Genomic DNA, 24,189 nt, shown 5'->3' on the forward strand with positions numbered 1-24,189 from the left:
ATGACGGGTTTTCGTGAACAGGGAAGCGGCATTCCGCTGATGCTGCTGCATGGCATCAGTTCCGGCGCGGCCTCCTGGCACAAGCAGATGGCGCTGAACGGCTTTCGCGTGCTGGCGTGGGACATGCCCGGCTATGGCGAAAGCCCGATGCTGGCGGTTGAGCGGGCAAACGCGGGGGATTATGCCGACGCGCTGGCGGCGATGCTTGACCGCGCGGGCGTCTGGCAGGCGGTGCTGGTCGGCCATTCGCTCGGCGCACTGGTCGCCAGCGCCTTTGCGGCGAAGTTCCCGGATCGCGTCATCCATCTGGTGCTGGCGGACGCCGCGCAGGGCTACGGCAATGCCGCACCGGCGCAGCGCGAGCAGGTCTGGCGCAGCCGCGAACAGCAGATGGCATTGGGCGGTGAGATCCTCGCCCAGACCCGCGCCGCGAAGCTGTTGCACCCCGGCGCGCGGGCGGAAGATATCGCCACCGTTGCGGCGGGCATGCGCGGGCTGCGCCCTGAAGGTTACCTCGCCGCCGCGTGGATGCTGGCACATGACGACATTCACGGCTGGCTTAAGCGCTACCCGGGCCGCTTTGAAGTCTGGTGCGGCGAGCAGGACGCCATCACGCAGCCCGAGCTGGTGCAGGGGCTGGCGCTGCGCTACGGCATGCCGTTTACCGTTATTCCCCAGGCCGGGCACGCCAGCTATCTCGATAACGACGCGTTTTTTAACCAACAGCTTTTACGCATTAACGAAGAGGTGCGCGATGAATGCACAAATTGACGGGCGCGTAGCGGTCGTTACCGGCGGTTCTTCTGGTATTGGCTTTGAAACGCTGCGCCTGCTGCTGGGCGAGGGGGCAAAAGTGGCCTTCTGCGGCCGCGACCCTGACCGTCTCGCCAGCGCCCACGCGGCGCTGCACAACGAATACCCCGACGGGGAGGTTTTATCTTACCGCTGCGACGTGCTGAACGCTGACGACATGCGGGCCTTCGCGGACGCCGTCCAGGCGCGCTTCGGCGCGGCGGACATGCTGATCAACAACGCCGGGCAGGGCTACGTGGCGCACTTCCAGGATACTCCGCGCGAGGCGTGGCTGCACGAAGCCGAGCTGAAGCTGTTTGGGGTGATCAACCCGGTACAAGCATTTCAGCCTCTGCTGGAACAGTCCGACATCGCCTCTATCACCTGCGTGAACTCCCTGCTGGCGCTGCAGCCCGAGGAGCACATGATTGCCACCTCTGCCGCCCGTGCCGCGCTGCTGAACATGACGCTCACGCTCTCGAAAGAGCTGGTGGGCAAAGGTATTCGCGTCAATTCCATTCTGCTCGGCATGGTGGAATCCGGCCAGTGGCAGCGCCGCTTTGAAAACCGGGCGGACAAAAGCCAGAGCTGGCCGGAATGGACGGCGGATATCGCGCGCAAGCGTGGCATTCCGATGGCGCGCCTCGGCAAGCCGCAGGAGCCCGCGCAGGCGCTGCTGTTCCTCGCCTCGCCGCTGGCCTCGTTTACCACCGGCGCGGCGCTGGACGTTTCCGGCGGCTTCTGCCGCCATCTGTAAGGACACATCATGAAAAAGGTTATGTTGATTGGTTTTGGTGCCATGGCGCAGGCGGTGATTGAGCGTCTGCCCAAGGGCGTGGCTATCGGCTGGATTGTGGCGCGTGAAGCCCACCACGCGGCGATTCAGGCGCAGTTTGGCGATGCGGTGGTGGCGCTGGCCTCTCCGATGGATTGCGCGCAAACGCCGGACCTGGTCCTGGAGTGCGCCAGCCAGCAGGCGGTGGCGCAGTACGGCGAAGCGATTTTAAGACGGGGCTGGCATCTGGCAGCGATCTCCACCGGCGCGCTGGCGGACAGTGCGCTGGAGCAACGTCTGCTCGCTGCGGGCGGAAAACTGACCTTGCTTTCCGGTGCGGTGGCCGGTATCGACGGGCTGGCGGCGGCGAAAGAGGGCGGACTTGAGCGCGTGACCTACCGGTCACGTAAAAGTCCGGCCAGCTGGCGCGGCAGCTACGCCGAACAGCTCATCGATCTCAATTCAGTTTCTGAGGCAAAGGTCTTCTTCGAGGGCAGCGCCCGCGAGGCGGCGCGTCTGTTTCCGGCCAATGCCAACGTGGCGGCAACCGTGGCGCTCGGCGGCGTGGGAATGGACGACACGCGCGTACAGCTGATGGTCGACCCGGCCACGAAACGCAACACCCACACGCTGCACGTCGAAGGGATGTTTGGCGAGTTCCACCTGGAGCTGAGCGGGCTGCCGCTGGCCAGCAACCCGAAAACCTCCACCCTGGCGGCACTCAGCGCGGTTCGCGCCTGCCGCGAGCTGGCCCTGAGCTGAGGAGTGACGATGGACGATCTGAAGATTTTTATTGGCGGTCACTGGCGTCGCGGCAGCGGCAACCCGATGCAGAGCCACTTCCCGGCTGACGGGTCGATCAACGCGACGCTGAATGCCGCCAGTCTGGATGACCTGCAGGAGGCGATTGACGCCGGAGAGCGCGCCTGGCGGGAGCCAGCCTGGCGCAACAGCCTGCCGCACGTCCGCGCGAAGATCCTGCATAAGGTTGCCGACCTGATTGAATCTCGCGTGGATGAACTGGCGCAGATGCAGAGCCGCGATAACGGCAAGCCGCTGGCAGAAGCGCGCGGGCTGGTAATGAGCGCGGCGGGAACGGCACGCTATTTCGCCGCCGCCTGCGAGCTGCTGGAAGGCGAGCTTCCGACCCCGCGTCAGCCTGATTTGCTGACGCTGAGCCGCTATGAGCCGCTCGGCGTGGTGGCGGCCATTACGCCGTGGAACTCGCCGATTGCCAGCGAAATGCAGAAGGTCGCGCCGGCCATTGCTGCCGGTAACGCGGTGATCCTGAAGCCTGCCGAAGCGACGCCGCTGATGGCGCTGGAGCTGGCGCGGATTTTCGAACAGGCCGGGCTGCCCGCCGGGCTGCTGAGCGTCCTGCCGGGCAAAGGTTCGGTGATTGGCGATGCGCTGGCGCGCCACCCTAAAGTGCGCAAAATCTCCTTTACCGGCGGCACCACCACGGGCCGCCATCTGGCGCACGTGGCGGCGGAAAAACTGATCCCGGCCTCGCTGGAGCTGGGCGGCAAATCGCCGACCATCGTGCTGGAGGATGCCGATATCGAACAGGCCGCGCGCGGGATTTGCTACGGCATTTTCAGCTCGGCGGGGCAGGCGTGTATCGCCGGTTCGCGGCTGTTTATCCACGAGAGCATTTACGCCCCGCTGATGGCGCGGCTGCTGGAATTAACTCGCGGGCTGCGCGTCGGGCACCCGTTTACCGACGGCGTCCACGTTGGGCCGCTGATTAACGACGGGCATCGTCAGAGCGTGCAGGAATATGTCGAGCTGGCGAAGCGCGAGGGGGGCCGCGTGCTGTGCGGCGGGGAGATCCCGGCCGATCCTAATCTTGCTAACGGCAGCTTTTTCCAGCCCACGATTATCGAAGGGCTGAGCAACGGCGCCCGCGCCTGCCAGGAGGAGATCTTCGGTCCGGTGCTGGTGGCGATGCCGTTTCGCGATGAAGCCACGCTTATCCGCGAGGCGAACGACTCGGTTTACGGCCTGGCGGCGGGGATCTGGACGCGGGATACCGGGCGCGCGCTGCGCCTGAGCGAGCAGCTCGAAGCGGGCACGGTGTGGATCAACACCTACAAGGTCTTTGCTATTTCGACCCCGTTCGGGGGCTTTAAAGAGAGCGGTCTGGGCCGCGAAAAGGGCATTCAGGGGCTGAAAGCCTGGATGCAGCAGAAGAGCATTTATCTGGCGACGGGTAACGGCGTCAACCACTGGTGCGACTGAGAGAGGGTGAGCAATGAGCGAAATGATAACCGTCGGCGACGCCATCGCCAGAACGCTGGAGCAGTATCAGGTTGAGGCCATCTACGGCGTCATCTCCATTCACAACCTGCCGATCGCGGATGCAATAGGACAGCGCGGCAACATCCGCTTTGTGCCCGCGCGCGGCGAGGCCGGTTCCGTCACCATGGCCGATGCCCACGGGCGCTTTTCCGGTCTCGGCGTGGCGCTGACCAGCACCGGCGCGGGGGCGGGTAACGCGGTCGGCGCGCTGGTGGAAGCGATGAATGCCTGCACGCCGCTGCTGCATTTAACCGGGCAGGTAGAGAAAGCCTGGCTGGACGCCGACACCGGGTTTATCCATGAAACCCGCGACCAGCTGACCTTCCTGAAGGCCAGCTCAAAACGGGCGTACCGCATCAGCAACGCCAGCCAGGCGATAGCGATTCTGCATAAAGCGATTCAGGACGCCCGGACGCCGCCGTGCGGGCCGGTCTCCGTGGAGATCCCGATTGATATTCAGGGGGCGAAAATCCCGCTGTCGCTGGTGACCGCCCCGGTCAAGCCGGCGTCGGGGGGAAACGTTGATGCAGCCATTGTCGATGCGCTGTGGATGCAGCTTAAGCAGGCAAAACAGCCGCTGCTGTGGCTGGGCGGCGGCGCGCTGTGCAGCGCTGACGCCGTGAAAAAACTGGCGGATGCGGGCATCACCGTTATCTCAAGCACTCACGCGCGCGGCGTGCTGCCGGACAGCCATCGCGCCAGCCTGCGGGCGTTCCACAACTCGCCGTCGGTGGAAGCGCTTATCGCGCAGTGTGATTTTACCCTGGTCGCCGGTTCACGCTTGCGCAGCAACGAAACCCGCTCCTGGACGCTTGAGCTGCCGTCCCCGCGCGTGCAGATCGATATCGACCCGGCGGCGGGCAGCCGTAACTATCTGATGGATAACACGCTGATAGCCGACTGTTCAGCCTTACTTAGCGCGCTTGCCGACAAAATTCAGGGCCGCGAGTGGGGCAGTGCCCAATGGGATATGCAGGTGCAGCAGGCGGTTGAGCAAGCCGAACAGGGGCTGCGCGAGCAGTGCGGCGCCTATGCGAAACTCAACGATGCCATTGAGAAAGCGCTGCCTAAAAATGGCCTGCTGGTGCGTGATATTACCGTTTCCGGCAGCCTGTGGGGGAGCCGACTGTTCCGCGCCAGTGGCCCGCTGATGAACATTCACTCCCTGGCCGGGGCGATCGGCATGGGGCTGCCGATGGCGATCGGCACCGCGATTGCTAACCCGCAGCGTAAGGTTGTGGGGCTGGTGGGCGACGGCGGCCTGAGCCTGAATCTTGGCGAACTGGCGACGCTGGCGCAGGAAAAAGCCAACGTGACGCTGCTCATCATGAACGATGGCGGGTACGGGGTCATGCGCGGCATTCAGGATAAATATTTCGGCGGGCGGCAGTATTACAACGAGCTGCACACCCCGGACTTCACCCTGCTGGCACAGGCGATTGGCCTGCAGGCATGGAGCGTTGAGCGAGCAGAAGATTTTGATGCCGTGATGACGGAGGCGCTGGCGATGCCGGGGCCGTCGGTGGTGGAAGTGCGAATGGGGCAGATTGGCGCTCTGAAGTTTGCCGGGCCGCCGCAGAAGACGCTTTACTAGCTGTTTCCCCTCTCCCACAGAGAGAGGGAGAAAACTGTAGGCCGGGTAAGGCGAAGCCGCCACCCGGCTTTTTTTCATCAGAACACGTTAAACGGGTATTCCACGTAAGCGCGGATCTCGTCCCCGCCCACGTTGTACTCGCTGGCGTTGCTGGAGACGCGCAGGACGGAGTAGCGCAGCTTCAGCTTCAGATCTTTCGCCGGGCCATCCTGCACCTGGTACTGGATCTGGTTAAACCACTCGTGCTCTTTGCCGTTGCTGGTTTCAGACGTTTTAATGTTGTCGCCACGCACGTAGGCGGTGGTCCAGCTCAGGCCCGGTAAGCCAAGGCCGGCAAAGTCCAGACCGTAGGATGCCTGCCAGGAGCGTTCGTCTTCGCCGTTAAAATCAGACCAGTAGGAGTTCGCCAGCCAGATGGTGTTGCCGCCGTCACCCACGCCGCCCTTGTCGCGATAGCCGCCGTAGTTGTAGCCGGTGCTGCCGCTGCTCTGCTGGTACGCCACTTTGAACGTGTGGATGTCCCAGATGTAGCTCGCCGCCAGGCTCCAGATGGTGTTGCTGCGGCCGGTGTCGAGGCTGTCCGCGTAACCCTGGTCCAGACGGGAGTTATAGCCGTTGAAGTCGAGCACCAACTGCTGCCCGGTGCTGAACGGCTGTTTGAAGTTCATACCCAGGTACTGCTTGTTCATCACCTCTTCATTATGAGAGGCGTACAGCGCGCCGCTAAACTGGTCGTTAAACTGATAGCTTGCACCGCCGAAGGAGAGGCTCTTCAGCCCGCTGTCGTGTCGGTCATCGCTTTTACGCTGCTCGTCGGTGAAGTAACCGGCGTTGATTTCCAGACCGTCGATCTCTTTCGAGGTCAGCAGGGTGCCGGTGTAGCTTTCAAACAGCAGGCGGGAGCTGTCGGCATTGATGATAGGCAGCTCGGGACGCTGATTTCCGTAGCTCAGGACGGTGTTTGATATGCGCATTTTGGCGGTTGCGCCAAACTTTGCCAGATCGGATTTTGCCCTGCCATCGTCTTCCTGCTTAAAGAAGTCGATGCCGCCTGCGCCGCTTTTACCACGGCCGCCGTCCAGGCGCACGCCGTATTGAGCAATACCGTCCACACCAAAGCCCACCAGCCCTTCGGTATAGCCGGATGCAAACGTGGCGATGATCCCCTGGCCCCATTCGGCTTTATCCTGCTGGCCCTGATGGTAGTCGCGGCTGATATACGCATTGCGTAAAAACAGATCCAGATGGCTGTCGTCAATGAAACCCCGGCTGTCGGATTGCTGGCTTGCAGCGGCAGGTAATGCGGCAAATAAACTTAAAGCAATTAATGATAATTCTTTTTTCACGGAGGGAACGTCTCTGTCTGGATATATTAATTTGAATAACTGCAGGATGATAATTACTGGAAAAAGTTACCTTTGCAATAATTATGTGACCAGACATTTCAATGTGATAGTGCAGATTTGGCGGGGCTTTCAGGGGAGTTATCGATACGTGCTGTTAAGTTAACAATTCATGCGAAATAAAAAGGAGGCAAATCTGCCTCCTTCCAAAATTATTTAATTCCGTCTGCGGCCATACGGTCGCGAATATGTTGTGCGCGCTCTTCTGAGGCCGGATGATCGTCAAACATGGAGCTTTGGCGTCCCGCTTCCAGCTTGGCCAGTTTTTCAAAGCTGGTGGCTAAACCTGATGGATTAATGCCGCGTTTGCGCAACAGATCGTAGGAGTAGTCATCCGCCTCGGACTCCTGACGCTGTGAGAACTGAGAGTTAACCAGCTTTTCACCCACGTCGCCAAGCTGTGATTGCGACAGGCTGCCAACGATACCGCCCGCTGAGGCCGCCGCTGCGCGGATGGCATTGGTGCCCAGGGCAACCTGCATCCCTTTCTTCACATGGCCCAGGGCAACGTGGCCCATTTCATGGCCGATGACCGCTTCCACTTCGTTGTCGGTCATCATGTCCATCAGCCCGCTATAGACGCGGATACAGCCGTTCGCCATCGCGAAGGCGTTAACGTCTTTCGCCATGTACACCTTGTAGTTCACCGGCTGGCCGTTGATGTTGTCGCCCAGCGCGGAAGCAATCTTATTCAGACGCTGCGTGTAGGTACTGTTAGCCGGCGCAAGGGTGGCTTTTCCGTCCATATCTTTACAGGCCTGGTCGCTCAGCGCTTTCACCTGTGCATCGCTCAGAGAATAGGCCTGAAAGGCCTCTGCGCCTGACGTCATCAGACCGTTAGAATCCATATTCTGACAGCCGCTCAGCAGGAGCGTTGTACCCAGGGCCAGCACTATTGCACGCATTTTCATGAGATTGCTTCCGTACTCGTTAATCTGAATAAAATCTGAAAAGTGCACCGTCAGCGAAGCCGGTGTCGGGCTAAGTATAAGGAATATCGACAGAGCCGGGCGAGTAGATTGCGCAACATGCGAGCATGATCCAGAGATTTCTTAACAAGCAAAAGAATGCTCCATGTACATGCCTTGCGGCTTGGGTTACATTGTTGGCACTTTTTTCCGGCGTAGCCCAAAACGCGCTGTCGTCAAGGGCATGGCCTTTAACAGTCCGATCTGGAGTTAAAATGTCCTCACGTAAAGAGCTTGCTAATGCTATTCGTGCGCTGAGCATGGACGCAGTACAGAAAGCCAAATCCGGCCACCCAGGGGCCCCTATGGGTATGGCTGATATCGCCGAAGTCCTGTGGCGTGATTTCCTGAACCACAACCCGCAGAACCCGTCATGGGCTGACCGTGACCGCTTTGTGCTGTCCAACGGCCACGGCTCTATGCTGATCTATAGCCTGCTGCACCTCACCGGCTACGATCTGCCAATCGAAGAGTTGAAAAACTTCCGTCAGCTGCACTCTAAAACTCCAGGTCACCCGGAAGTGGGTTACACCGCTGGCGTAGAAACCACCACCGGCCCGCTGGGTCAGGGTATTGCTAACGCTGTGGGTATGGCGATTGCCGAGAAGACGCTGGCGGCGCAGTTCAACCGTCCTGGTCACGACATCGTAGACCACTTCACCTACGCGTTCATGGGCGACGGCTGCATGATGGAAGGCATTTCTCACGAAGTGTGCTCCCTGGCAGGTACCCTGAAGCTGGGCAAACTGGTTGCGTTCTATGACGACAACGGTATCTCCATTGACGGTCACGTTGAAGGCTGGTTCACCGACGACACCGCAGCACGTTTCGAAGCCTACGGCTGGCACGTTGTGCGTGGCGTTGATGGCCACGATGCTGACTCGATTAAACGTGCAGTGGAAGAAGCGCGCGCTGTGACGGACAAACCGTCCCTGCTGATGTGCAAAACCATTATTGGCTTCGGTTCGCCAAACAAAGCGGGTACGCACGATTCCCACGGCGCGCCGCTGGGCGATGCGGAAATCGCACTGACCCGTGAAGCGCTGGGCTGGAAACACCCTGCATTCGAAATCCCATCTGAGATCTACGCTCAGTGGGATGCAAAAGAAGTAGGCCAGGCGAAAGAAGCGGCCTGGAACGAGAAGTTCGCTGCCTATGCGAAAGCGTTCCCGCAGGAAGCGGCTGAATTCACCCGTCGTATGAAAGGCGACATGCCGTCTGACTTCGATGCGAAAGCGAACGAATTCATCGCTAAGCTGCAGGCGAACCCGTCTAAAATCGCGAGCCGTAAAGCGTCTCAGAATGCGATTGAAGCATTCGGTCCTCTGCTGCCTGAATTCCTCGGCGGCTCCGCTGACCTGGCGCCATCTAACCTGACCCTGTGGTCTGGTTCTAAGCCAATCAACGAAGATACTGCCGGTAACTACATCCATTACGGTGTACGTGAATTCGGTATGACTGCGATTGCCAACGGTATCTCCCTGCACGGTGGTTTCCTGCCGTACACTTCTACCTTCCTGATGTTCGTTGAATATGCACGTAACGCCGTGCGTATGGCTGCGCTGATGAAACAGCGTCAGGTGATGGTCTACACCCACGACTCCATCGGTCTGGGCGAAGATGGTCCAACTCACCAGCCGGTAGAGCAGGTGGCTTCCCTGCGCGTCACCCCGAACATGAGCACATGGCGTCCATGTGACCAGGTTGAATCCGCGGTGGCATGGAAGTACGGCGTTGAGCGTCAGGACGGTCCAACCGCGCTGATCCTCTCCCGTCAGAACCTGGCACAGCAGGAACGTACCCCAGAGCAGCTGGCGAACATCGCTCGCGGTGGTTACGTGCTGAAAGATTGCGCGGGCCAGCCTGAGCTGATCTTCATCGCCACCGGTTCTGAAGTTGAACTGGCTGTTGCAGCGTGGGAAAAACTGACTGCCGAAGGCGTGAAAGCGCGCGTGGTCTCCATGCCGTCTACCGATGCGTTCGACAAACAGGATGCCGCTTACCGTGAATCCGTCCTGCCTAAAGCGGTTTCCGCGCGTGTGGCAGTGGAAGCGGGTATTGCTGACTACTGGTTCAAATACGTGGGTCTGAACGGCGCTATCGTCGGCATGACCACCTTCGGTGAGTCTGCTCCGGCAGAGCTGCTGTTCGAAGAGTTCGGCTTCACCGTTGAGAACGTTGTCGCGAAGGCGAAAGAACTGCTGTAATTGCTGTTTTGCCCGGTGGCGCGCTAGCGCTTACCGGGCCTACAAATGGCGCGAAAGTAGGCCGGGTAAGCGCTAGCGCGCCACCCGGCTTTTTTGTAGACATTATTCCACCTAAAATGTGACGCAAGTCATATAGCTCGCTTATTCATCTGGACAGACATTCCTTTTATTCCCCGATTCGCTTATTCTTGCTGAAGCGTTTCAGTCGATTAAATGTTCGACAATTGACCAATCAATCGCAGTTTGTGACAGCAAGGATTCCCCTTCGGGCGTAGCTGGATTACTCTTTCAGCCACCTCAAACTCAGGGATTGCTTTGCAGGAGATCTATGACCGTACGCGTAGCGATTAATGGCTTCGGTCGCATCGGACGTAACGTGGTTCGTGCTTTGTATGAATCCGGACGTCGGGCGGAAATAACCGTGGTGGCAATCAATGAACTGGCGGATGCTACGGGCATGGCGCATTTGTTGAAATATGACACCAGCCACGGACGCTTTGCCTGGGATGTACGCCAGGAAAGAGATCAGCTGTTTGTGGGCGATGACACTATTCGTGTGCTGCATGAGAACAGCATCTCCGGGCTACCCTGGCGTGAACTGGGTGTGGATGTGGTGCTTGACTGTACCGGTGTCTACGGCAACCGAGAACATGGCGAGGCGCATCTGGCTGCTGGTGCAAAAAAAGTCCTGTTTTCTCATCCCGGCAGTAACGACCTCGACGCGACCGTCGTGTTTGGCGTCAACCAGCATGAGCTGCAGGCCGAACACCGTATTGTCTCCAACGCCTCCTGTACCACCAACTGCATTATTCCGGTCATCAAACTGTTAGACGATGCGTATGGTATTGAATCCGGCACCGTGACCACGATTCATTCCGCCATGCACGATCAACAGGTTATCGACGCCTACCATCCGGATTTACGACGCACTCGCGCGGCGAGCCAGTCAATCATTCCGGTGGATACGAAACTGGCGGCAGGGATCACCCGAATCTTCCCGCAGTTTAACGATCGGTTTGAAGCGATTGCCGTGCGTGTCCCGACGATTAACGTCACTGCAATCGACCTTAGCGTGACGGTGAAAAAACCGGTAAAAGCCTGTGAAGTCAACCTGTTGCTGCAAAAAGCGGCACAGGGGGCATTTCATGGTATAGTTGACTATACGGAATTACCGTTGGTCTCAGTAGATTTTAACCACGACCCGCACAGCGCCATCGTTGATGGCACGCAAACGAGAGTCAGTGGTGCACACCTTATCAAGACGCTGGTCTGGTGTGATAACGAATGGGGCTTTGCTAACCGAATGCTCGACACCACGTTAGCAATGGCCGCTCAAGGTTTCAGGTAAGACGCATTGTGCGTCTGCAAAACTTTAAGAATCAACGAGAGGATTCACCATGTCTGTAATTAAGATGACCGATCTGGATCTGGCTGGTAAACGCGTTTTCATCCGTGCCGATCTGAACGTACCGGTTAAAGATGGCAAAGTGACCAGCGACGCGCGCATCCGTGCATCTCTGCCAACCATCGAACTGGCTCTGAAGCAGGGCGCGAAAGTGATGGTCACCTCCCACCTGGGTCGTCCAACTGAAGGCGAGTACAACGAAGAGTTCTCTCTGCTGCCAGTGGTTAATTACCTGAAAGACAAACTTTCCAACCCGGTTCGCCTGGTGAAAGATTACCTGGACGGCGTTGAAGTTGCTGCCGGTGAACTGGTGGTTCTGGAAAACGTTCGCTTCAACAAAGGCGAGAAGAAAGACGACGAAACGCTGTCCAAAAAATACGCTGCACTGTGCGACGTATTCGTGATGGATGCCTTCGGTACGGCTCACCGCGCTCAGGCGTCTACCCACGGTATCGGTAAATTCGCAGACGTAGCGTGTGCCGGTCCTCTGCTGGCTGACGAACTGGAAGCGCTGGGTAAAGCACTGAAAGAACCTGCTCGTCCAATGGTGGCTATCGTTGGTGGTTCTAAAGTTTCTACCAAACTGACCGTTCTGGATTCCCTGTCTAAAATCGCTGACCAGCTGATCGTTGGCGGTGGTATCGCGAACACCTTCGTTGCCGCTCAGGGCCACAACGTGGGCAAATCCCTGTACGAAGCAGACCTGGTTGACGAAGCCAAACGCCTGCTGAACACCTGCGATATCCCGGTTCCAACTGACGTTCGCGTAGCGACCGAGTTCTCCGAAACCGCAACCGCGACCCTGAAGTCTGTTAACGACATCAAAGATGAAGAGCAGATTCTGGATCTGGGCGACGTTTCTGCACAGAAACTGGCTGAAATCCTCAAAAACGCAAAAACTATCCTGTGGAACGGTCCTGTTGGCGTGTTCGAATTCCCGAACTTCCGCAAAGGTACTGAAATCGTTGCTAACGCTATCGCAGACAGCGAAGCGTTCTCTATCGCAGGCGGTGGTGACACCCTGGCAGCAATTGACCTGTTCGGTATCGCTGACAAGATCTCCTACATCTCCACTGGTGGCGGCGCATTCCTCGAATTCGTGGAAGGCAAAGTACTGCCAGCAGTAGCAATGCTCGAAGAGCGCGCTAAGAAGTAAGCCATTCAAGGGCAGGGAAACCTGCCCAATTTTCAGCGCGCTTTTAAGAGCTCGCACCTTTTCTAACGGCCGAAGATACAGGACTAAGCAACATGTCTAAAATTTTTGATTTCGTAAAACCTGGCGTTATCACTGGTGATGACGTACAGAAAGTGTTCCAGGTAGCTAAAGAAAACAACTTCGCTCTGCCAGCAGTTAACTGCGTGGGTACCGACTCCATCAACGCCGTACTGGAAACTGCTGCTAAAGTTAAAGCTCCAGTTATCGTTCAGTTCTCTAACGGCGGCGCTGCGTTCATCGCAGGTAAAGGCGTGAAAACTGACATTCCTCAGGGTGCTGCAATCCTGGGTGCTATCTCCGGTGCGCACCACGTACACCAGATGGCTGAACACTACGGTGTTCCAGTTATCCTGCACACTGACCACTGCGCGAAGAAACTGCTGCCGTGGATCGACGGTCTGCTGGACGCGGGTGAAAAACACTTTGCGGCAACCGGTAAGCCACTGTTCTCTTCTCACATGATCGACCTGTCTGAAGAGTCACTGCACGAAAACATCGAAATCTGCTCCAAATACCTGGCGCGCATGGCCAAAATGGGCATGACCCTGGAAATCGAACTGGGTTGCACCGGTGGTGAAGAAGACGGCGTGGACAACAGCCACATGGACGCTTCTGCACTGTACACCCAGCCAGAAGACGTTGATTACGCTTACACCGAGCTGAGCAAAATCAGCCCACGCTTCACCATCGCAGCGTCCTTCGGTAACGTACACGGCGTTTACAAACCAGGTAACGTGGTTCTGACCCCGACTATCCTGCGTGATTCTCAGGAATATGTTTCTAAGAAACACAACCTGCCGCACAACAGCCTGAACTTCGTCTTCCACGGCGGTTCCGGTTCTTCTGCTCAGGAAATCAAAGATTCCGTAAGCTACGGCGTAGTGAAAATGAACATTGATACCGACACCCAGTGGGCAACCTGGGACGGTATCCTGCAGTACTACAAAGCGAACGAAGCTTACCTGCAGGGCCAGCTGGGCAACCCGAAAGGCGAAGACCAGCCGAACAAGAAATACTACGACCCACGCGTATGGCTGCGCGCTGCCCAGACTTCTATGATTACTCGTCTGGAGCAGGCATTCAAAGAGCTGAACGCGGTAGACGTTCTGTAATTTGAGCTGCTAACAGCATCAGAAGGCCCGCAAATGCGGGCCTTTTTTTATGCTTTTTCAATACCCTGCTGGGGCTGTTTTTGTGATCTGTTTGGCAATACTTGCGCTTTTTGTTTACCCTTTACGGACCTGCCTGTCTCCATGGGGGATGGATTTTGTGTTTTGGTTTAACAAAAGGAAGAATAAATGGAACAACTCGATGTTGTAGACAGCATCAATAACGCCGGTAACTGGCTGGTGCGCAACCAGGCGCTGCTGCTGAGCTATGCCGTGAACATCGTCGCGGCGATTGCCATCATCATCGTCGGGATGATCGTGGCGCGTATCGTATCGAACGCGGTTAACCGCGTAATGCTGGCCCGTCACATTGACGCCACGGTGGCTGACTTCCTCTCTGCGCTGGTGCGCTACGGTATTATCGCCTTTACGCTGATTGCGGCGCTGGGCCGTGTGGGCGTACAGACCGCCTCCGTCATTGCCGTTCTCGGTGCCGCCGGTCTGGCTATTGGTCTGGCGCTGCAGGGCTCGCTTTCAAACCTGGCGGCAGGCGTTCTGCTGGTCACCTTCCGTCCGTTCCGCTCCGGCGAATACGTTGACCTTGGCGGCATTGCCGGGACCGTGCTGCAGGTGCAGATTTTCTCAACGACCCTGCGTACCGTCGATGGCCGCATCGTGGTCGTGCCGAACGGGAAAATCATCGCGGGCAACATTATTAACTTCTCCCGTGAACCGGTGCGTCGTAACGAACTGATTATCAGCGTGGCGTACGACTCCGATATCGATCAGGTGAAGTCGCTGATCAGCAACATCATTGCTTCAGACGATCGCATTCTGAAAGACAAAGAGCAGACGGTTCGCCTGAACGAGCTGGGCGCATCCTCAATTAACTTCGTGGTGCGTATCTGGAGCAAGAGCAGCGATCTGCAAAACGTGTACTGGGACGTGCTGGAACGCATCAAGCGCGACTTCGACGCCAACGGCATCAGCTTCCCGTACCCGCAGATGGACGTAAACGTCAAAAAAGTCAAAGAAGCAGAATAATTTCACCCGTAAGCCCGGTAAGCGCTAGCGCTTACCGGGCTTTATTTTTATAAGTACTGCTAATACCCAATTAATATTATCCATTTCCTCTAATGCAATTCGCGCAGTATAGTCTGATTCCAGAACAAAACTGTGAGAATTTCGTCATGTTATCCTATTACTTTCAAGGGCTTGCCTTAGGTGCAGCCATGATCCTTCCCCTCGGTCCGCAAAATGCGTTTGTGATGAACCAGGGCATTCGCCGCCAGTATCATCTGATGATTGCCCTGCTGTGCGCGGTAAGCGATTTACTGCTGATCTGTGCCGGGATTTTTGGCGGCAGCGCATTGCTGATGCAGTCTCCGTGGCTGCTGGCGCTGGTCACCTGGGGCGGCGTGGCGTTTCTGCTCTGGTACGGTTTTGGTGCCCTGAAAACGGCGATGAGCAGCAACCTCGAACTGGCGAGCGCGGAAGTCATGAAGCAGGGCCGCTGGAAGATTATCGTCACCATGCTGGCGGTCACCTGGCTTAACCCGCATGTTTATCTGGATACCTTCGTGGTGCTGGGCAGCCTGGGCGGGCAGCTGGACGTTGAGCCGAAACGCTGGTTTGCGCTTGGCACGGTCAGCGCCTCTTTCCTCTGGTTCTTCGGTCTCGCCATTCTGGCGGCATGGCTGGCACCTCGTCTGCGTACGGCCAAAGCCCAGCGCATCATCAACACGCTGGTGGGGCTGGTGATGTGGTTTATTGCTTTTCAGCTGGCTAAAGAGGGAATTCACCACGTTCAGGAATTGTTCATCTAATCCTTGTCTTATGGACAACTGAACAAGACCCGCTAAGCTTGCTGGCATGCGCCCTGTTAATGGGTACTCTTCGCAACATGGAGGAATAACAGTGAAGTTTAAGGTGATGGCCCTGGCGGCATTAGTAAGTTTTGGTGCGGTGTCGGTGCAGGCAAGTGAACTGCCGGATGGCCCGCACATCGTCACTTCAGGCACCGCAAGCGTGGACGCGGTACCCGATGTTGCAACGCTGGCAATTGAAGTCAATGTGGCTGCGAAAGATGCGGCATCTGCCAAGAAGCAGGCTGACGATCGTGTTGCGCAATATCTCTCTTTCCTCGAGCAGAACGGCGTAGGTAAAAAAGATATTAGTTCCGCTAACCTGCGTACCCAACCGGATTACGACTACCAGAACGGGAAAAGCATTCTCAAAGGCTACCGTGCCGTACGTACCGTGGAAGTGACCGTGCGCCAGCTTGATAAGCTGAACTCGCTGCTTGATGGCGCGTTAAAAGCGGGGCTGAATGAAATTCGTTCCGTCTCGCTGGGCGTTGCGCAACCGGAGAAATACAAAGACGAAGCGCGTAAAGCCGCGATTGATGATGCAATCCATCAGGCGGAGCAGCTGGCTTCTGGCTTTAAGAGCAAGCTCGGCCCGGTTTACAGCGTGCGTTACCACGTCTCTAACTACCAGCCAAGCCCGATGGTACGCATGATGAAGGCTGATGCAGCCCCGGTTTCTGCTCAGGAAACCTATGAGCAGCCAACCATTCAGTTCGACGATCAGGTGGATGTGGTGTTCCAGCTGGAACCTGTTGCAGCACAGCCGAAACCGGCTCAGTAACCTGTAGGCCGGGTAAGGCGAAGCCGCCACCCGGCTTATTTTTTAATCCTGTCTCAGCACCTTGTGCCCAAACGCCAGCAGCGCGTCGGTGACGTTGCGCATCATGCGGCTTTCCGGCGCAAAACGGTGCCAGTAGAGCATCCGGCGCTGATACAGCCCCGGCGTTAGGTCAATCAGCTCACCGCTTTTCAACTCTTTCTCAATCTGCAGATGCGGGATCATGCAGCAGGTGGTGCCCTGACGCGCAAGCTGCACAAAGGCTTCTGACGAGTTAACGATATGGCACGGCACGCTGCCCGGCGGCAGATCGAAGTTTTGCTGCAGGAACGCCTGATGCATATCGTCCAGATGATCGAACGCTACGGCGGGCGCTTTCAGCAGCGCGGCGCGGGTGACGCCGTTCGGGAAGTAGCGTTCGGCAAAGGCTTTTGAACCGACAAACAGGTAGTCCAGGGCGCCCAGCTGATCGACAAGACAGCTTGGCAGCGCCTGAGGCTGGATACTGACCGCCCCAACCACTTCACCGCGACGCAGGCGTTCCTGGGTACGGGTTTCATCTTCAACCTGTAAGTTCAGGCGGATAGGGGAGTCCGCTAATACCGGCGCAAGGGCCGGCAGCAGCCAGGTTGCCAGACTGTCGGCGTTGACCGCCAGAGAGAGCAGCAGCGGCGTAGAGCCCGTTTGTTCGTCACCAAGCCACTCATCTTCCAGCAGTTCAACCTGGCGCAGCAGGGCGAGGAGCTTTTGACCTTGCTCGGTTGGACGTGGCGGGACGGTACGCACCAGCAGCGGCTGACCGAACATGTTTTCAAGCTGTTTTATACGCTGTGATACGGCGGACTGGGTGATGCAAAGCTTTTGCGCCGCGCGCTCAAAACCGCGTTCACGAATAACTGCATCAAGTGCCTGTAGTGTTCTGTAGTCCGGACGTTTCATTGCTCTGGCTGGCTCCTTAATTTTGGTTATTCTGCACTATGACACAATTTTCCCTTCGTGGCAGACGAATTCCATTCGACGTGTTCTATAATGCGCCCTGAGTTTTCACACCACAGGCAAAACGATCATGACGCAGGATGAACTGAAAAAAGCAGTAGGATGGGCCGCTCTCCAGTACGTGCAGCCGGGTACCATTGTCGGTGTCGGTACGGGATCAACCGCGGCACACTTTATCGATGCGCTGGGCACGATGAAGGGGCAAATCGAGGGCGCGGTTTCCAGCTCTGATGCTTCCACGGAAAAGCTGAAAAGCCTCGGCATTACCGTTTTCGATCTCAACGAAGTGGATCGTCTGGGGATTTACGTTGATGGCGCGGATGAAATCAACGGCCACATGCAGATGATCAAAGGCGGCGGCGCGGCGCTGACGCGCGAAAAAATCATCGCCTCCGTTGCGGACAAGTTTATCTGCATCGCGGACGCTTCCAAGCAGGTCGACATTCTGGGTAATTTCCCGCTGCCGGTCGAAGTGATCCCGATGGCGCGTAGCGCGGTTGCTCGTCAGCTGGTGAAGCTGGGCGGTCGTCCGGAATATCGTCAGGGCGTCGTCACCGACAACGGTAACGTGATCCTCGACGTTCACGGTCTGGAAATTCTCGACGCGATTGCGCTGGAAAATGCCATCAATGGTATTCCAGGCGTAGTGACCGTAGGGCTATTCGCCAACCGTGGCGCGGATGTGGCGCTGATCGGCACCGCTGACGGCGTGAAAACCATCGTAAAATGATCTGACGGGGGGAGTCCTCCCCCCGCTAAAAAAATTTTGAAAAGCTAAATTCGGTGACTTGTGTCACGTTTTTCAGCCTCTTTTGCCGATCCTGCCGCGTTTGTAAATTTCCATAGCATTTTCCTCTGACATTTTGCCCTGGATGACTTTTCTTCAGAGTGCCGACGCAAACGTTCATATTGCTGCAATAGTTTTTTTTGATATGTTGGCTACAGCGGATTCATATCCAGCACAACATCAGTTCAGACAAAAACAGGGTCGGGTAAATGGCAAAGGTATCACTGGAGAAAGACAAGATTAAATTCCTGCTGGTCGAGGGCGTGCATCAAAAAGCAATCGATAGCCTTCGTGCGGCAGGTTACACCAACATCGAATTTCACAAAGGCGCGCTCGATACCGAAGAGCTGAAAGCGTCCATCCGTGATGCCCACTTCATTGGCCTGCGATCCCGTACTCACCTGACTGAAGAGGTTATTGCCGCGGCGGAAAAGCTGGTGGCTATCGGCTGCTTCTGCATCGGTACCAACCAGGTTGACCTGAATGCTGCCGCCAAACGCGGTATTCCCGTCTTCAACGCCCCGTTCTCCAACACCCGTTCCGTAGCGGAGCTGGTGATCGGCGAACTGCTGCTGCTGCTGCGCGGCATTCCTGAAGCGAACGCTAAGGCGCACCGCGGCGTGTGGAACAAGCTGGCGTCCGGCTCTTTCGAAGCGCGTGGTAAAAAGCTGGGGATTATCGGCTACGGCCACATCGGTACGCAGCTCGGTATTCTGGCGGAATCTCTCGGGATGCATGTCTTTTTCTACGATATCGAAAGCAAGCTGCCGCTGGGCAATGCGACCCAGGTTCAACACCTTTCTGACCTGCTGAACATGAGCGACGTGGTGAGCCTGCACGTGCCGGAAAATGCGTCCACCAAAAACATGATGGGCGCGGAAGAGCTGGCGCTGATGAAGCCCGGCTCACTGCTGATCAACGCCGCGCGCGGCACGGTTGTCGATATTCCGGCGCTGGCGGATGCGCTGAAGCGTAAGCATCTGGCGGGCGCGGCCATCGACGTCTTCCCGACGGAGCCTGCGACCAACAGCGATCCGTTTACCTCTCCGCTGTGCGAGTTCGACAACGTGATCCTGACGCCACACATCGGCGGTTCTACCCAGGAAGCGCAGGAGAATATCGGTCTGGAAGTGGCGGGTAAGCTGAGCAAATACTCCGACAACGGTTCTACGCTCTCTGCCGTGAACTTCCCGGAAGTGTCTCTGCCGCTGCACGGTGGTCGTCGTCTGCTTCACATCCACGAAAACCGTCCAGGCGTGCTGACCGCGATCAACCAGATCTTTGCCGAGCAGGGCGTCAACATCGCCGCGCAGTATCTGCAGACGAACTCGCAGATGGGCTACGTGGTTATTGATATCGAAGCGGATGACGATGTTGCCGAGAAAGCGCTGCAGAGCATGAAGGCGATTCAGGGAACAATTCGCGCGCGTCTGCTGTACTGATAGTGCGGTTTGTGGTGTCGGGTGGCGGCTGCGCCTTACCCGACCTACGTTGAGGTTTTGTAGGCCGGGTAAGCGTAAGCGCCACCCGGCTTTATTCTACCAGACCCAGATTTTGCTGGGCGTTACCACCGCCGGCAACGGCACATCCCATTTCTCCACCGGCAACGCCTCCACACCCTGACAATCATGCGCGTAGCCCACCGGCTGCAGCCCGTACTGCTGCCAGTTTTGCAGCGTCCGGTCGTAAAAACCGCCGCCCATCCCTAAACGCTGGCCCTGTTCATCAAACGCCACCAGCGGCGCGATCAGTACATCCAGCTGTGACAGCGGCAGCACGTCGCGCACGTCAAGTTTCGGCTCGGTGATTTTCAGACGGTTCACCACCAGCTCGCTGTGCGGGTGGTAGTGCAGGAACAGCAGATTGCCTTCGCTGAACGGGTGCAGCACCGGCAGATAGACCTTCTTCCCGGCGCGCCAGAGCTGCTCTATCAGCGGTTGGGTATCCAGCTCTCCATCAAACGACAGAAACAGCGCAACGGTGTGCGCCATCACGACAGGGGGATACGCCATCATACGGGCGGCGGCCTGCTGGGCAAAATGCGCTTGCTGATCGGGGGTTAACGCACGGCGGCGCTGACGAATGAGCTGACGGATGTCCTGGCGTGAAGCGGAAACTTCAGGGAATTGGGTCATGGTAGTCGGTAGAAGAAAAGAGAGGGAATCTCCGAGATGCCGCCGCAGGCTGTAACCCTTGAACCCTTGGTTCAAGGTGAATGTGTCGTCATAGTTTTAAGGCTTCTCGGACGGACCGAGCATGCTCACCAACCATGGAGCGCCACATTCTTGTGGTATGAAATATCGGCTCAGGGGACTGGCCCGCTTGCGAACATCTCAGAGAAATTTTGTCTTCACAGTTACTCTACCATAGTCAACTGAGAAGTGTTATTCAAACTTTGGTCCCGGTCTTTCGGGATTGCGACCTTGATCAAGCAACGCCTGTTCTATGGTCTGCTGGAGCATTTTAATGCGCTGCTCCATGCTTGCCGCGTAGTCGCGGGTCTTGGCTTTTTCCTGAGTCAGTTCATAGCTGATGTTCAACGCGGCGATGAAAACCAGCTGCTCAGTATTTGTGACTCTAGTGCGTTCTTTTAGATCTTGCAACCGCTGATTCAAATCGTCCGCTGCCTGATTCAAAGCATCCCTTTGTTCAGGCGGACAATTCACTCGCAGTGAACGGCCAAAAATCTGGAGATCGACGGGTTGTGCAGACATGCCACCTTCCTGCTGATTGACTGCGCTGCCTTCGCTTACTGCCCCGGGGGCTGCGAAGGGGCGACACTATAGCTACCCTGATGTGAAGATACAAGCCCTTTTCTGGTATCACCAGGGTCCAAAGTGGTAGCATATCATGAAACTTCCCCCCTTTGATGACGAATGCTCATGTCTATACAGAACGAAATGCCTGGTTACAAGGATTTAAACCAGTTACTGAACCAGCAGGGAGTTGGTTTAACCCCTGCCGAAATGCACGGTCTGATCAGTGGCATGCTGTGCGGCGGAAACAGCGACAGCTCATGGCAGCCGCTGATCCACGACCTCACGAATGAAGGGCTGGCGTTTGGTCACGAGCTGGCGGAAGCGCTGCGTAAAATGCACGCCGCAACCAGCGATTCGCTGGAAGACGATGGCTTCCTTTTTCAGCTTTATCTGCCTGAAGGCGACGACGTCAGCGTGTTCGATCGCGCCGATGCGCTGGCCGGCTGGGTAAACCACTATCTGCTGGGGCTGGGCGTGACGCAGCCTAAACTGGATAAAGTGACCGGCGAAGCGGGTGAAGCGATAGACGACCTGCGCAACATTGCCCAGCTTGGCTACGATGAAGACGAAGACCAGGAAGAGCTGGAAATGTCTCTTGAAGAGATTATTGAGTACGTGCGCGTGGCGGCACTGCTGTGTCACGACAACTTCACGCGCTCACAGCCGACCGCGCCGGAAGTCCGCAAGCCAACCTTACATTAAGAAAAATAACGCACAGGAGGGTGTCATGGTTATCTCGAGTCAAGAGTATTCCCGCCGCCGTCAGGCGCTGCTGGCAACAATGCAGCCGGGCAGCGCCGCGCTGATTTTTGCTGCGCCCGAAGTGACGCGCAGCGCCGACAGCGAATATCCCTATCGCCAGAGCAGCGATTTCTGGTACTTCACCGGCTTTAACGAGCCGGAAGCGGTGCTGGTGCTGATTAAGAGCAATGACACCCACAACCACAGCGTGATGTTCAACCGCGTGCGCGATCTGACGGCTGAAATCTGGTTTGGCCGCCGCTTAGGGCAGGAGGCCGCACCGGAAAAGCTGGGCGTTGACCGCGCGCTGGCGTTTAGCGAAATCAACCAGCAGCTCTATCAATTGCTTAACGGCCTCGACGTGCTCTATCACGCGCAGGGCGAATATGCTTACGCCGATGAGATTGTTTTCACCGCGCTGGATAAGCTGCGCAAAGGCTCGCGGCAGAATCTGTCCGCGCCCGCTACGCTGACGGACTGGCGTCCGGTGGTGCATGAGATGCGCCTGTTCAAGTCTGAAGAAGAGCTGAATTTGATGCGCCGCGCGGGTGAAATTAGCGCTCTGGCGCACACCCGCGCGATGGAGAAATGCCGTCCCGGGATGTTCGAATACCAGCTGGAAGGCGAAATTCACCACGAATTTAACCGTCACGGCGCGCGTTATCCCTCCTACAACACCATCGTTGGCGGCGGGGAAAACGGCTGCATTCTGCACTACACCGAAAACGAAAGCGCGCTGCGCGACGGCGATCTGGTGCTGATTGACGCCGGCTGCGAATATCAGGGCTACGCGGGGGATATCACCCGTACCTTCCCGGTGAACGGTAAATTCTCACCGGCACAGCGCGCGATTTACGACATCGTTCTCGAGTCGCTTGAGACGGCGCTCAGGCTGTATCGTCCCGGAACGTCCATGCAGGAAGTGACCGGCGAAGTGGTGCGCATCATGATTACCGGTCTGGTGAAGCTCGGGATCCTGAAAGGAGAGGTCGACACCCTGATTGCTGAGAATGCGCATCGACCGTATTTCATGCACGGCCTGAGCCACTGGCTGGGGCTGGATGTACATGACGTTGGCGCGTACGGCACCGACCGTTCGCGCGTGCTGGAGCCGGGCATGGTGTTAACCGTGGAGCCGGGGCTGTATATCGCGCCGGATGCCGACGTGCCTGAAGAGTACCGCGGGATTGGCATTCGTATTGAAGATGACATCGTTATTACCGAAACCGGTAACGAAAACCTGACCGCGAGCGTCGTGAAAAACGCTGACGATATCGAGGCGCTGATGGCAGCGGCACGCGTATGAGCGTGATTATCGTTGGCGGCGGCATGACCGGGGCCACGCTGGCGCTGGCCATCTCGCAATTGACGAAAGGCCAGCTTCCGGTGCACCTGGTGGAAGCCGTTGCGCCGCAGGCAAAGAATCATCCCGGTTTTGATTCCCGCGCCATTGCCCTGGCACAGGGTACCTGTCAGCAGCTATCCCGTATTGGCATCTGGCAGGCGATCGCCGATTGCGCCACGGCAATTAACACCGTTCACGTCAGCGATCGCGGCCATGCCGGGTTTGTGACGCTGGATGCCCATGATTACCGTATCGACGCGCTGGGTCAGGTTGTTGAACTCCACGACGTAGGCCTGCGTCTGTTCCGCCTGCTTCAGGATGCGCCGGGCGTTACGCTGCATTGTCCGGCGCGCGTGGCAAGCGTAAGCCGCAATGAGGCGTCGGTCAGCGTGACGCTGGAAAACGGCACCGTCCTTGAAGGCCAGCTTCTGGTCGCCGCGGACGGCTCGCGCTCGGCGCTCGGCACGCAGTGCGGCGTGGAGTGGCGTCAGCAGCCTTACGGGCAGGTTGCGGTCATTGCGAATGTCGCGACCGCAGCTGAACACAGCGGCCGGGCGTTTGAGCGTTTTACGCAGTACGGCCCGCTGGCGATGCTGCCGATGTCGGACGGGCGCTGCTCCCTGGTCTGGTGTCACCCGCAGGATAAGGCTGAAGAGGTTAAAGCCTGGTCAGACGAACGTTTTTGTACCGAGCTGCAAAAAGCTTTTGGCTGGCGGCTGGGGCGTATTACCCATGCGGGGAAACGTGCGGTCTATCCGCTGTCGTTAACCACCGCATCGCAGTCTGTTTCTCACCGCGTGGCGCTGGTCGGCAACGCCGCGCAGACATTACATCCGATTGCCGGACAAGGATTCAACCTTGGACTGCGTGATGTCATGAGCCTGGCGGAAACCCTTTCGCAGGCGTGGGGCGAGCAAAAAGATTGCGGCGCGTATTCGGTGCTAAGCCATTACCAGAAGCGCCGCCAGGTGGATAAAGAGGCGACAATCGGCGTCACCGACGGCTTAGTCCATCTCTTTGCCAATCGTTGGGCACCGCTGGTTGCAGGTCGCAACCTCGGGCTAATGGCGATGGAATTATTCATTCCGGCACGTGACGTGCTGGCGCAGCGGACCCTGGGTTGGGTCGCGCGTTAAGGAGTTATC

General features: G+C 57.5%; 22 protein-coding genes and 1 other RNA gene. 17 read left to right on the forward strand and 6 right to left on the reverse strand.

Annotated elements, in window-relative coordinates; translation table 11 throughout:
• From N037_RS10155 to N037_RS10175, 5 genes are read left to right on the forward strand one after another with little or no spacing between them, the layout of a single operon-like run.
• Nucleotides 1–771, forward strand: a complete 771-nt coding sequence (locus N037_RS10155) for an alpha/beta fold hydrolase (protein ID WP_032640662.1) — start codon at nucleotides 1–3, stop codon at nucleotides 769–771.
• Entirely contained in the window at nucleotides 755–1,549 is a 795-nt protein-coding gene (locus N037_RS10160) for an SDR family oxidoreductase (RefSeq protein WP_032640664.1), read from the forward strand. The genes N037_RS10155 and N037_RS10160 overlap by 17 nt, the downstream gene beginning before the upstream one ends.
• Before the next feature lie 9 nt (nucleotides 1,550–1,558).
• Nucleotides 1,559–2,329 carry an aspartate dehydrogenase gene (locus N037_RS10165; RefSeq protein WP_032640667.1) on the forward strand — a complete coding sequence of 257 codons (771 nt, stop codon included), beginning with the start codon at nucleotides 1,559–1,561 and terminating at the stop codon, nucleotides 2,327–2,329.
• Nucleotides 2,330–2,338: 9 nt separating this feature from the next.
• On the forward strand, nucleotides 2,339–3,808 hold the full coding sequence (locus tag N037_RS10170) for an aldehyde dehydrogenase (protein WP_032640669.1): 1,470 nt from the start codon (nucleotides 2,339–2,341) through the stop codon (nucleotides 3,806–3,808).
• Between the two features lie 13 nt (nucleotides 3,809–3,821).
• Nucleotides 3,822–5,462 carry a thiamine pyrophosphate-binding protein gene (locus N037_RS10175; protein WP_032640672.1) on the forward strand — a complete coding sequence of 547 codons (1,641 nt, stop codon included), beginning with the start codon at nucleotides 3,822–3,824 and terminating at the stop codon, nucleotides 5,460–5,462.
• A 77-nt stretch (nucleotides 5,463–5,539) separates the two neighbouring features.
• Here the strand turns inward: N037_RS10175 and N037_RS10180 are convergent, their stop codons facing one another.
• A complete protein-coding gene (locus N037_RS10180; protein WP_032640674.1) occupies nucleotides 5,540–6,808 on the reverse strand; it encodes an OprD family outer membrane porin in 1,269 nt (422 codons plus the stop codon).
• A gap of 209 nt (nucleotides 6,809–7,017) precedes the next feature.
• Nucleotides 7,018–7,776, reverse strand: coding sequence for a M48 family metallopeptidase (locus tag N037_RS10185; protein ID WP_021242066.1), 759 nt, complete (start codon nucleotides 7,774–7,776; stop codon nucleotides 7,018–7,020).
• Between the two features lie 272 nt (nucleotides 7,777–8,048).
• On the opposite strand from N037_RS10185, the gene tkt reads away from it, so the two are divergent.
• The 7 genes from tkt to N037_RS10220 all read left to right on the forward strand — a co-directional run bounded on the left by tkt (nucleotide 8,049) and on the right by N037_RS10220 (nucleotide 16,419).
• Nucleotides 8,049–10,040: a transketolase gene (gene tkt / locus N037_RS10190; RefSeq protein ID WP_032640676.1), complete on the forward strand. Its 1,992-nt coding sequence runs from the start codon at nucleotides 8,049–8,051 to the stop codon at nucleotides 10,038–10,040.
• A gap of 328 nt (nucleotides 10,041–10,368) precedes the next feature.
• Entirely contained in the window at nucleotides 10,369–11,388 is a 1,020-nt protein-coding gene (epd, locus tag N037_RS10195) for an erythrose-4-phosphate dehydrogenase (RefSeq protein WP_032640678.1), read from the forward strand.
• A 49-nt stretch (nucleotides 11,389–11,437) separates the two neighbouring features.
• A complete protein-coding gene (gene pgk / locus N037_RS10200) occupies nucleotides 11,438–12,601 on the forward strand; it encodes a phosphoglycerate kinase (RefSeq protein WP_032640680.1) in 1,164 nt (387 codons plus the stop codon).
• Between the two features lie 92 nt (nucleotides 12,602–12,693).
• Nucleotides 12,694–13,773, forward strand: coding sequence for a class II fructose-bisphosphate aldolase (gene fbaA / locus N037_RS10205; protein WP_014885155.1), 1,080 nt, complete (start codon nucleotides 12,694–12,696; stop codon nucleotides 13,771–13,773).
• 186 nt (nucleotides 13,774–13,959) lie between these two features.
• Nucleotides 13,960–14,814, forward strand: coding sequence for a small-conductance mechanosensitive channel MscS (mscS, locus tag N037_RS10210; RefSeq protein WP_023333322.1), 855 nt, complete (start codon nucleotides 13,960–13,962; stop codon nucleotides 14,812–14,814).
• Between the two features lie 146 nt (nucleotides 14,815–14,960).
• On the forward strand, nucleotides 14,961–15,596 hold the full coding sequence (argO, locus tag N037_RS10215; RefSeq protein WP_032640682.1) for an arginine exporter ArgO: 636 nt from the start codon (nucleotides 14,961–14,963) through the stop codon (nucleotides 15,594–15,596).
• Between the two features lie 91 nt (nucleotides 15,597–15,687).
• The gene (locus N037_RS10220) at nucleotides 15,688–16,419 is read left to right on the forward strand and encodes an oxidative stress defense protein (protein WP_023333320.1); all 732 of its coding nucleotides are present in this window, start codon (nucleotides 15,688–15,690) and stop codon (nucleotides 16,417–16,419) included.
• Nucleotides 16,420–16,461: 42 nt separating this feature from the next.
• Here the strand turns inward: N037_RS10220 and argP are convergent, their stop codons facing one another.
• Nucleotides 16,462–17,355: a DNA-binding transcriptional regulator ArgP gene (gene argP, locus N037_RS10225; RefSeq protein ID WP_003860089.1), complete on the reverse strand. Its 894-nt coding sequence runs from the start codon at nucleotides 17,353–17,355 to the stop codon at nucleotides 16,462–16,464.
• 127 nt (nucleotides 17,356–17,482) lie between these two features.
• Between argP and rpiA the strand changes: the two genes are divergently transcribed.
• Together rpiA and serA are read left to right on the forward strand one after the other, a co-directional pair.
• The gene (rpiA, locus tag N037_RS10230; protein WP_003860091.1) at nucleotides 17,483–18,142 is read left to right on the forward strand and encodes a ribose-5-phosphate isomerase RpiA; all 660 of its coding nucleotides are present in this window, start codon (nucleotides 17,483–17,485) and stop codon (nucleotides 18,140–18,142) included.
• A 266-nt stretch (nucleotides 18,143–18,408) separates the two neighbouring features.
• The gene (serA, locus tag N037_RS10235) at nucleotides 18,409–19,641 is read left to right on the forward strand and encodes a phosphoglycerate dehydrogenase (protein ID WP_023333318.1); all 1,233 of its coding nucleotides are present in this window, start codon (nucleotides 18,409–18,411) and stop codon (nucleotides 19,639–19,641) included.
• Nucleotides 19,642–19,737: 96 nt separating this feature from the next.
• Here serA and N037_RS10240 read toward each other — a convergent pair whose 3' ends face one another.
• From N037_RS10240 to zapA, 3 genes are all read right to left on the reverse strand, one after another.
• Nucleotides 19,738–20,334 carry a 5-formyltetrahydrofolate cyclo-ligase gene (locus N037_RS10240; RefSeq protein ID WP_032640684.1) on the reverse strand — a complete coding sequence of 199 codons (597 nt, stop codon included), beginning with the start codon at nucleotides 20,332–20,334 and terminating at the stop codon, nucleotides 19,738–19,740.
• 24 nt (nucleotides 20,335–20,358) lie between these two features.
• Nucleotides 20,359–20,542: non-coding RNA, 6S RNA (gene ssrS, locus N037_RS23800), on the reverse strand.
• 41 nt (nucleotides 20,543–20,583) lie between these two features.
• Nucleotides 20,584–20,913 (reverse strand): cell division protein ZapA, encoded by a 330-nt coding sequence (gene zapA / locus N037_RS10245; RefSeq protein WP_006811891.1) that lies wholly within the window; start codon nucleotides 20,911–20,913, stop codon nucleotides 20,584–20,586.
• A 168-nt stretch (nucleotides 20,914–21,081) separates the two neighbouring features.
• Between zapA and N037_RS10250 the strand changes: the two genes are divergently transcribed.
• The 3 genes from N037_RS10250 to ubiH are packed head-to-tail and all read left to right on the forward strand — an operon-like array spanning nucleotide 21,082 to nucleotide 24,180.
• Nucleotides 21,082–21,660 (forward strand): YecA/YgfB family protein, encoded by a 579-nt coding sequence (locus tag N037_RS10250; RefSeq protein ID WP_029739212.1) that lies wholly within the window; start codon nucleotides 21,082–21,084, stop codon nucleotides 21,658–21,660.
• Between the two features lie 31 nt (nucleotides 21,661–21,691).
• Nucleotides 21,692–23,005 carry a Xaa-Pro aminopeptidase gene (pepP, locus tag N037_RS10255; RefSeq protein WP_156369722.1) on the forward strand — a complete coding sequence of 438 codons (1,314 nt, stop codon included), beginning with the start codon at nucleotides 21,692–21,694 and terminating at the stop codon, nucleotides 23,003–23,005.
• A complete protein-coding gene (gene ubiH, locus N037_RS10260) occupies nucleotides 23,002–24,180 on the forward strand; it encodes a 2-octaprenyl-6-methoxyphenyl hydroxylase (protein WP_032640691.1) in 1,179 nt (392 codons plus the stop codon). The genes pepP and ubiH overlap by 4 nt, the downstream gene beginning before the upstream one ends.
• Nucleotides 24,181–24,189 lie beyond the last annotated feature (9 nt).

It is taken from the genome of Enterobacter sp. EGD-HP1, assembly GCF_000733275.2.
Taxonomy (GTDB): Bacteria; Pseudomonadota; Gammaproteobacteria; order Enterobacterales; family Enterobacteriaceae; genus Enterobacter.

Coding starts and splice junctions, on each gene's coding strand:
- N037_RS10155 (WP_032640662.1), top strand. CDS start 1: ATGACGGGTTTTCGTGAACAGGGAAGCGGCATTCCGCTGATGCTGCTG.
- N037_RS10160 (WP_032640664.1), top strand. CDS start 755: ATGAATGCACAAATTGACGGGCGCGTAGCGGTCGTTACCGGCGGTTCT.
- N037_RS10165 (WP_032640667.1), top strand. CDS start 1,559: ATGAAAAAGGTTATGTTGATTGGTTTTGGTGCCATGGCGCAGGCGGTG.
- N037_RS10170 (WP_032640669.1), top strand. CDS start 2,339: ATGGACGATCTGAAGATTTTTATTGGCGGTCACTGGCGTCGCGGCAGC.
- N037_RS10175 (WP_032640672.1), top strand. CDS start 3,822: ATGAGCGAAATGATAACCGTCGGCGACGCCATCGCCAGAACGCTGGAG.
- N037_RS10185 (WP_021242066.1), bottom strand. CDS start 7,776: ATGAAAATGCGTGCAATAGTGCTGGCCCTGGGTACAACGCTCCTGCTG.
- tkt (WP_032640676.1), top strand. CDS start 8,049: ATGTCCTCACGTAAAGAGCTTGCTAATGCTATTCGTGCGCTGAGCATG.
- epd (WP_032640678.1), top strand. CDS start 10,369: ATGACCGTACGCGTAGCGATTAATGGCTTCGGTCGCATCGGACGTAAC.
- pgk (WP_032640680.1), top strand. CDS start 11,438: ATGTCTGTAATTAAGATGACCGATCTGGATCTGGCTGGTAAACGCGTT.
- fbaA (WP_014885155.1), top strand. CDS start 12,694: ATGTCTAAAATTTTTGATTTCGTAAAACCTGGCGTTATCACTGGTGAT.
- mscS (WP_023333322.1), top strand. CDS start 13,960: ATGGAACAACTCGATGTTGTAGACAGCATCAATAACGCCGGTAACTGG.
- argO (WP_032640682.1), top strand. CDS start 14,961: ATGTTATCCTATTACTTTCAAGGGCTTGCCTTAGGTGCAGCCATGATC.
- argP (WP_003860089.1), bottom strand. CDS start 17,355: ATGAAACGTCCGGACTACAGAACACTACAGGCACTTGATGCAGTTATT.
- rpiA (WP_003860091.1), top strand. CDS start 17,483: ATGACGCAGGATGAACTGAAAAAAGCAGTAGGATGGGCCGCTCTCCAG.
- serA (WP_023333318.1), top strand. CDS start 18,409: ATGGCAAAGGTATCACTGGAGAAAGACAAGATTAAATTCCTGCTGGTC.
- N037_RS10240 (WP_032640684.1), bottom strand. CDS start 20,334: ATGACCCAATTCCCTGAAGTTTCCGCTTCACGCCAGGACATCCGTCAG.
- zapA (WP_006811891.1), bottom strand. CDS start 20,913: ATGTCTGCACAACCCGTCGATCTCCAGATTTTTGGCCGTTCACTGCGA.
- N037_RS10250 (WP_029739212.1), top strand. CDS start 21,082: ATGTCTATACAGAACGAAATGCCTGGTTACAAGGATTTAAACCAGTTA.
- ubiH (WP_032640691.1), top strand. CDS start 23,002: ATGAGCGTGATTATCGTTGGCGGCGGCATGACCGGGGCCACGCTGGCG.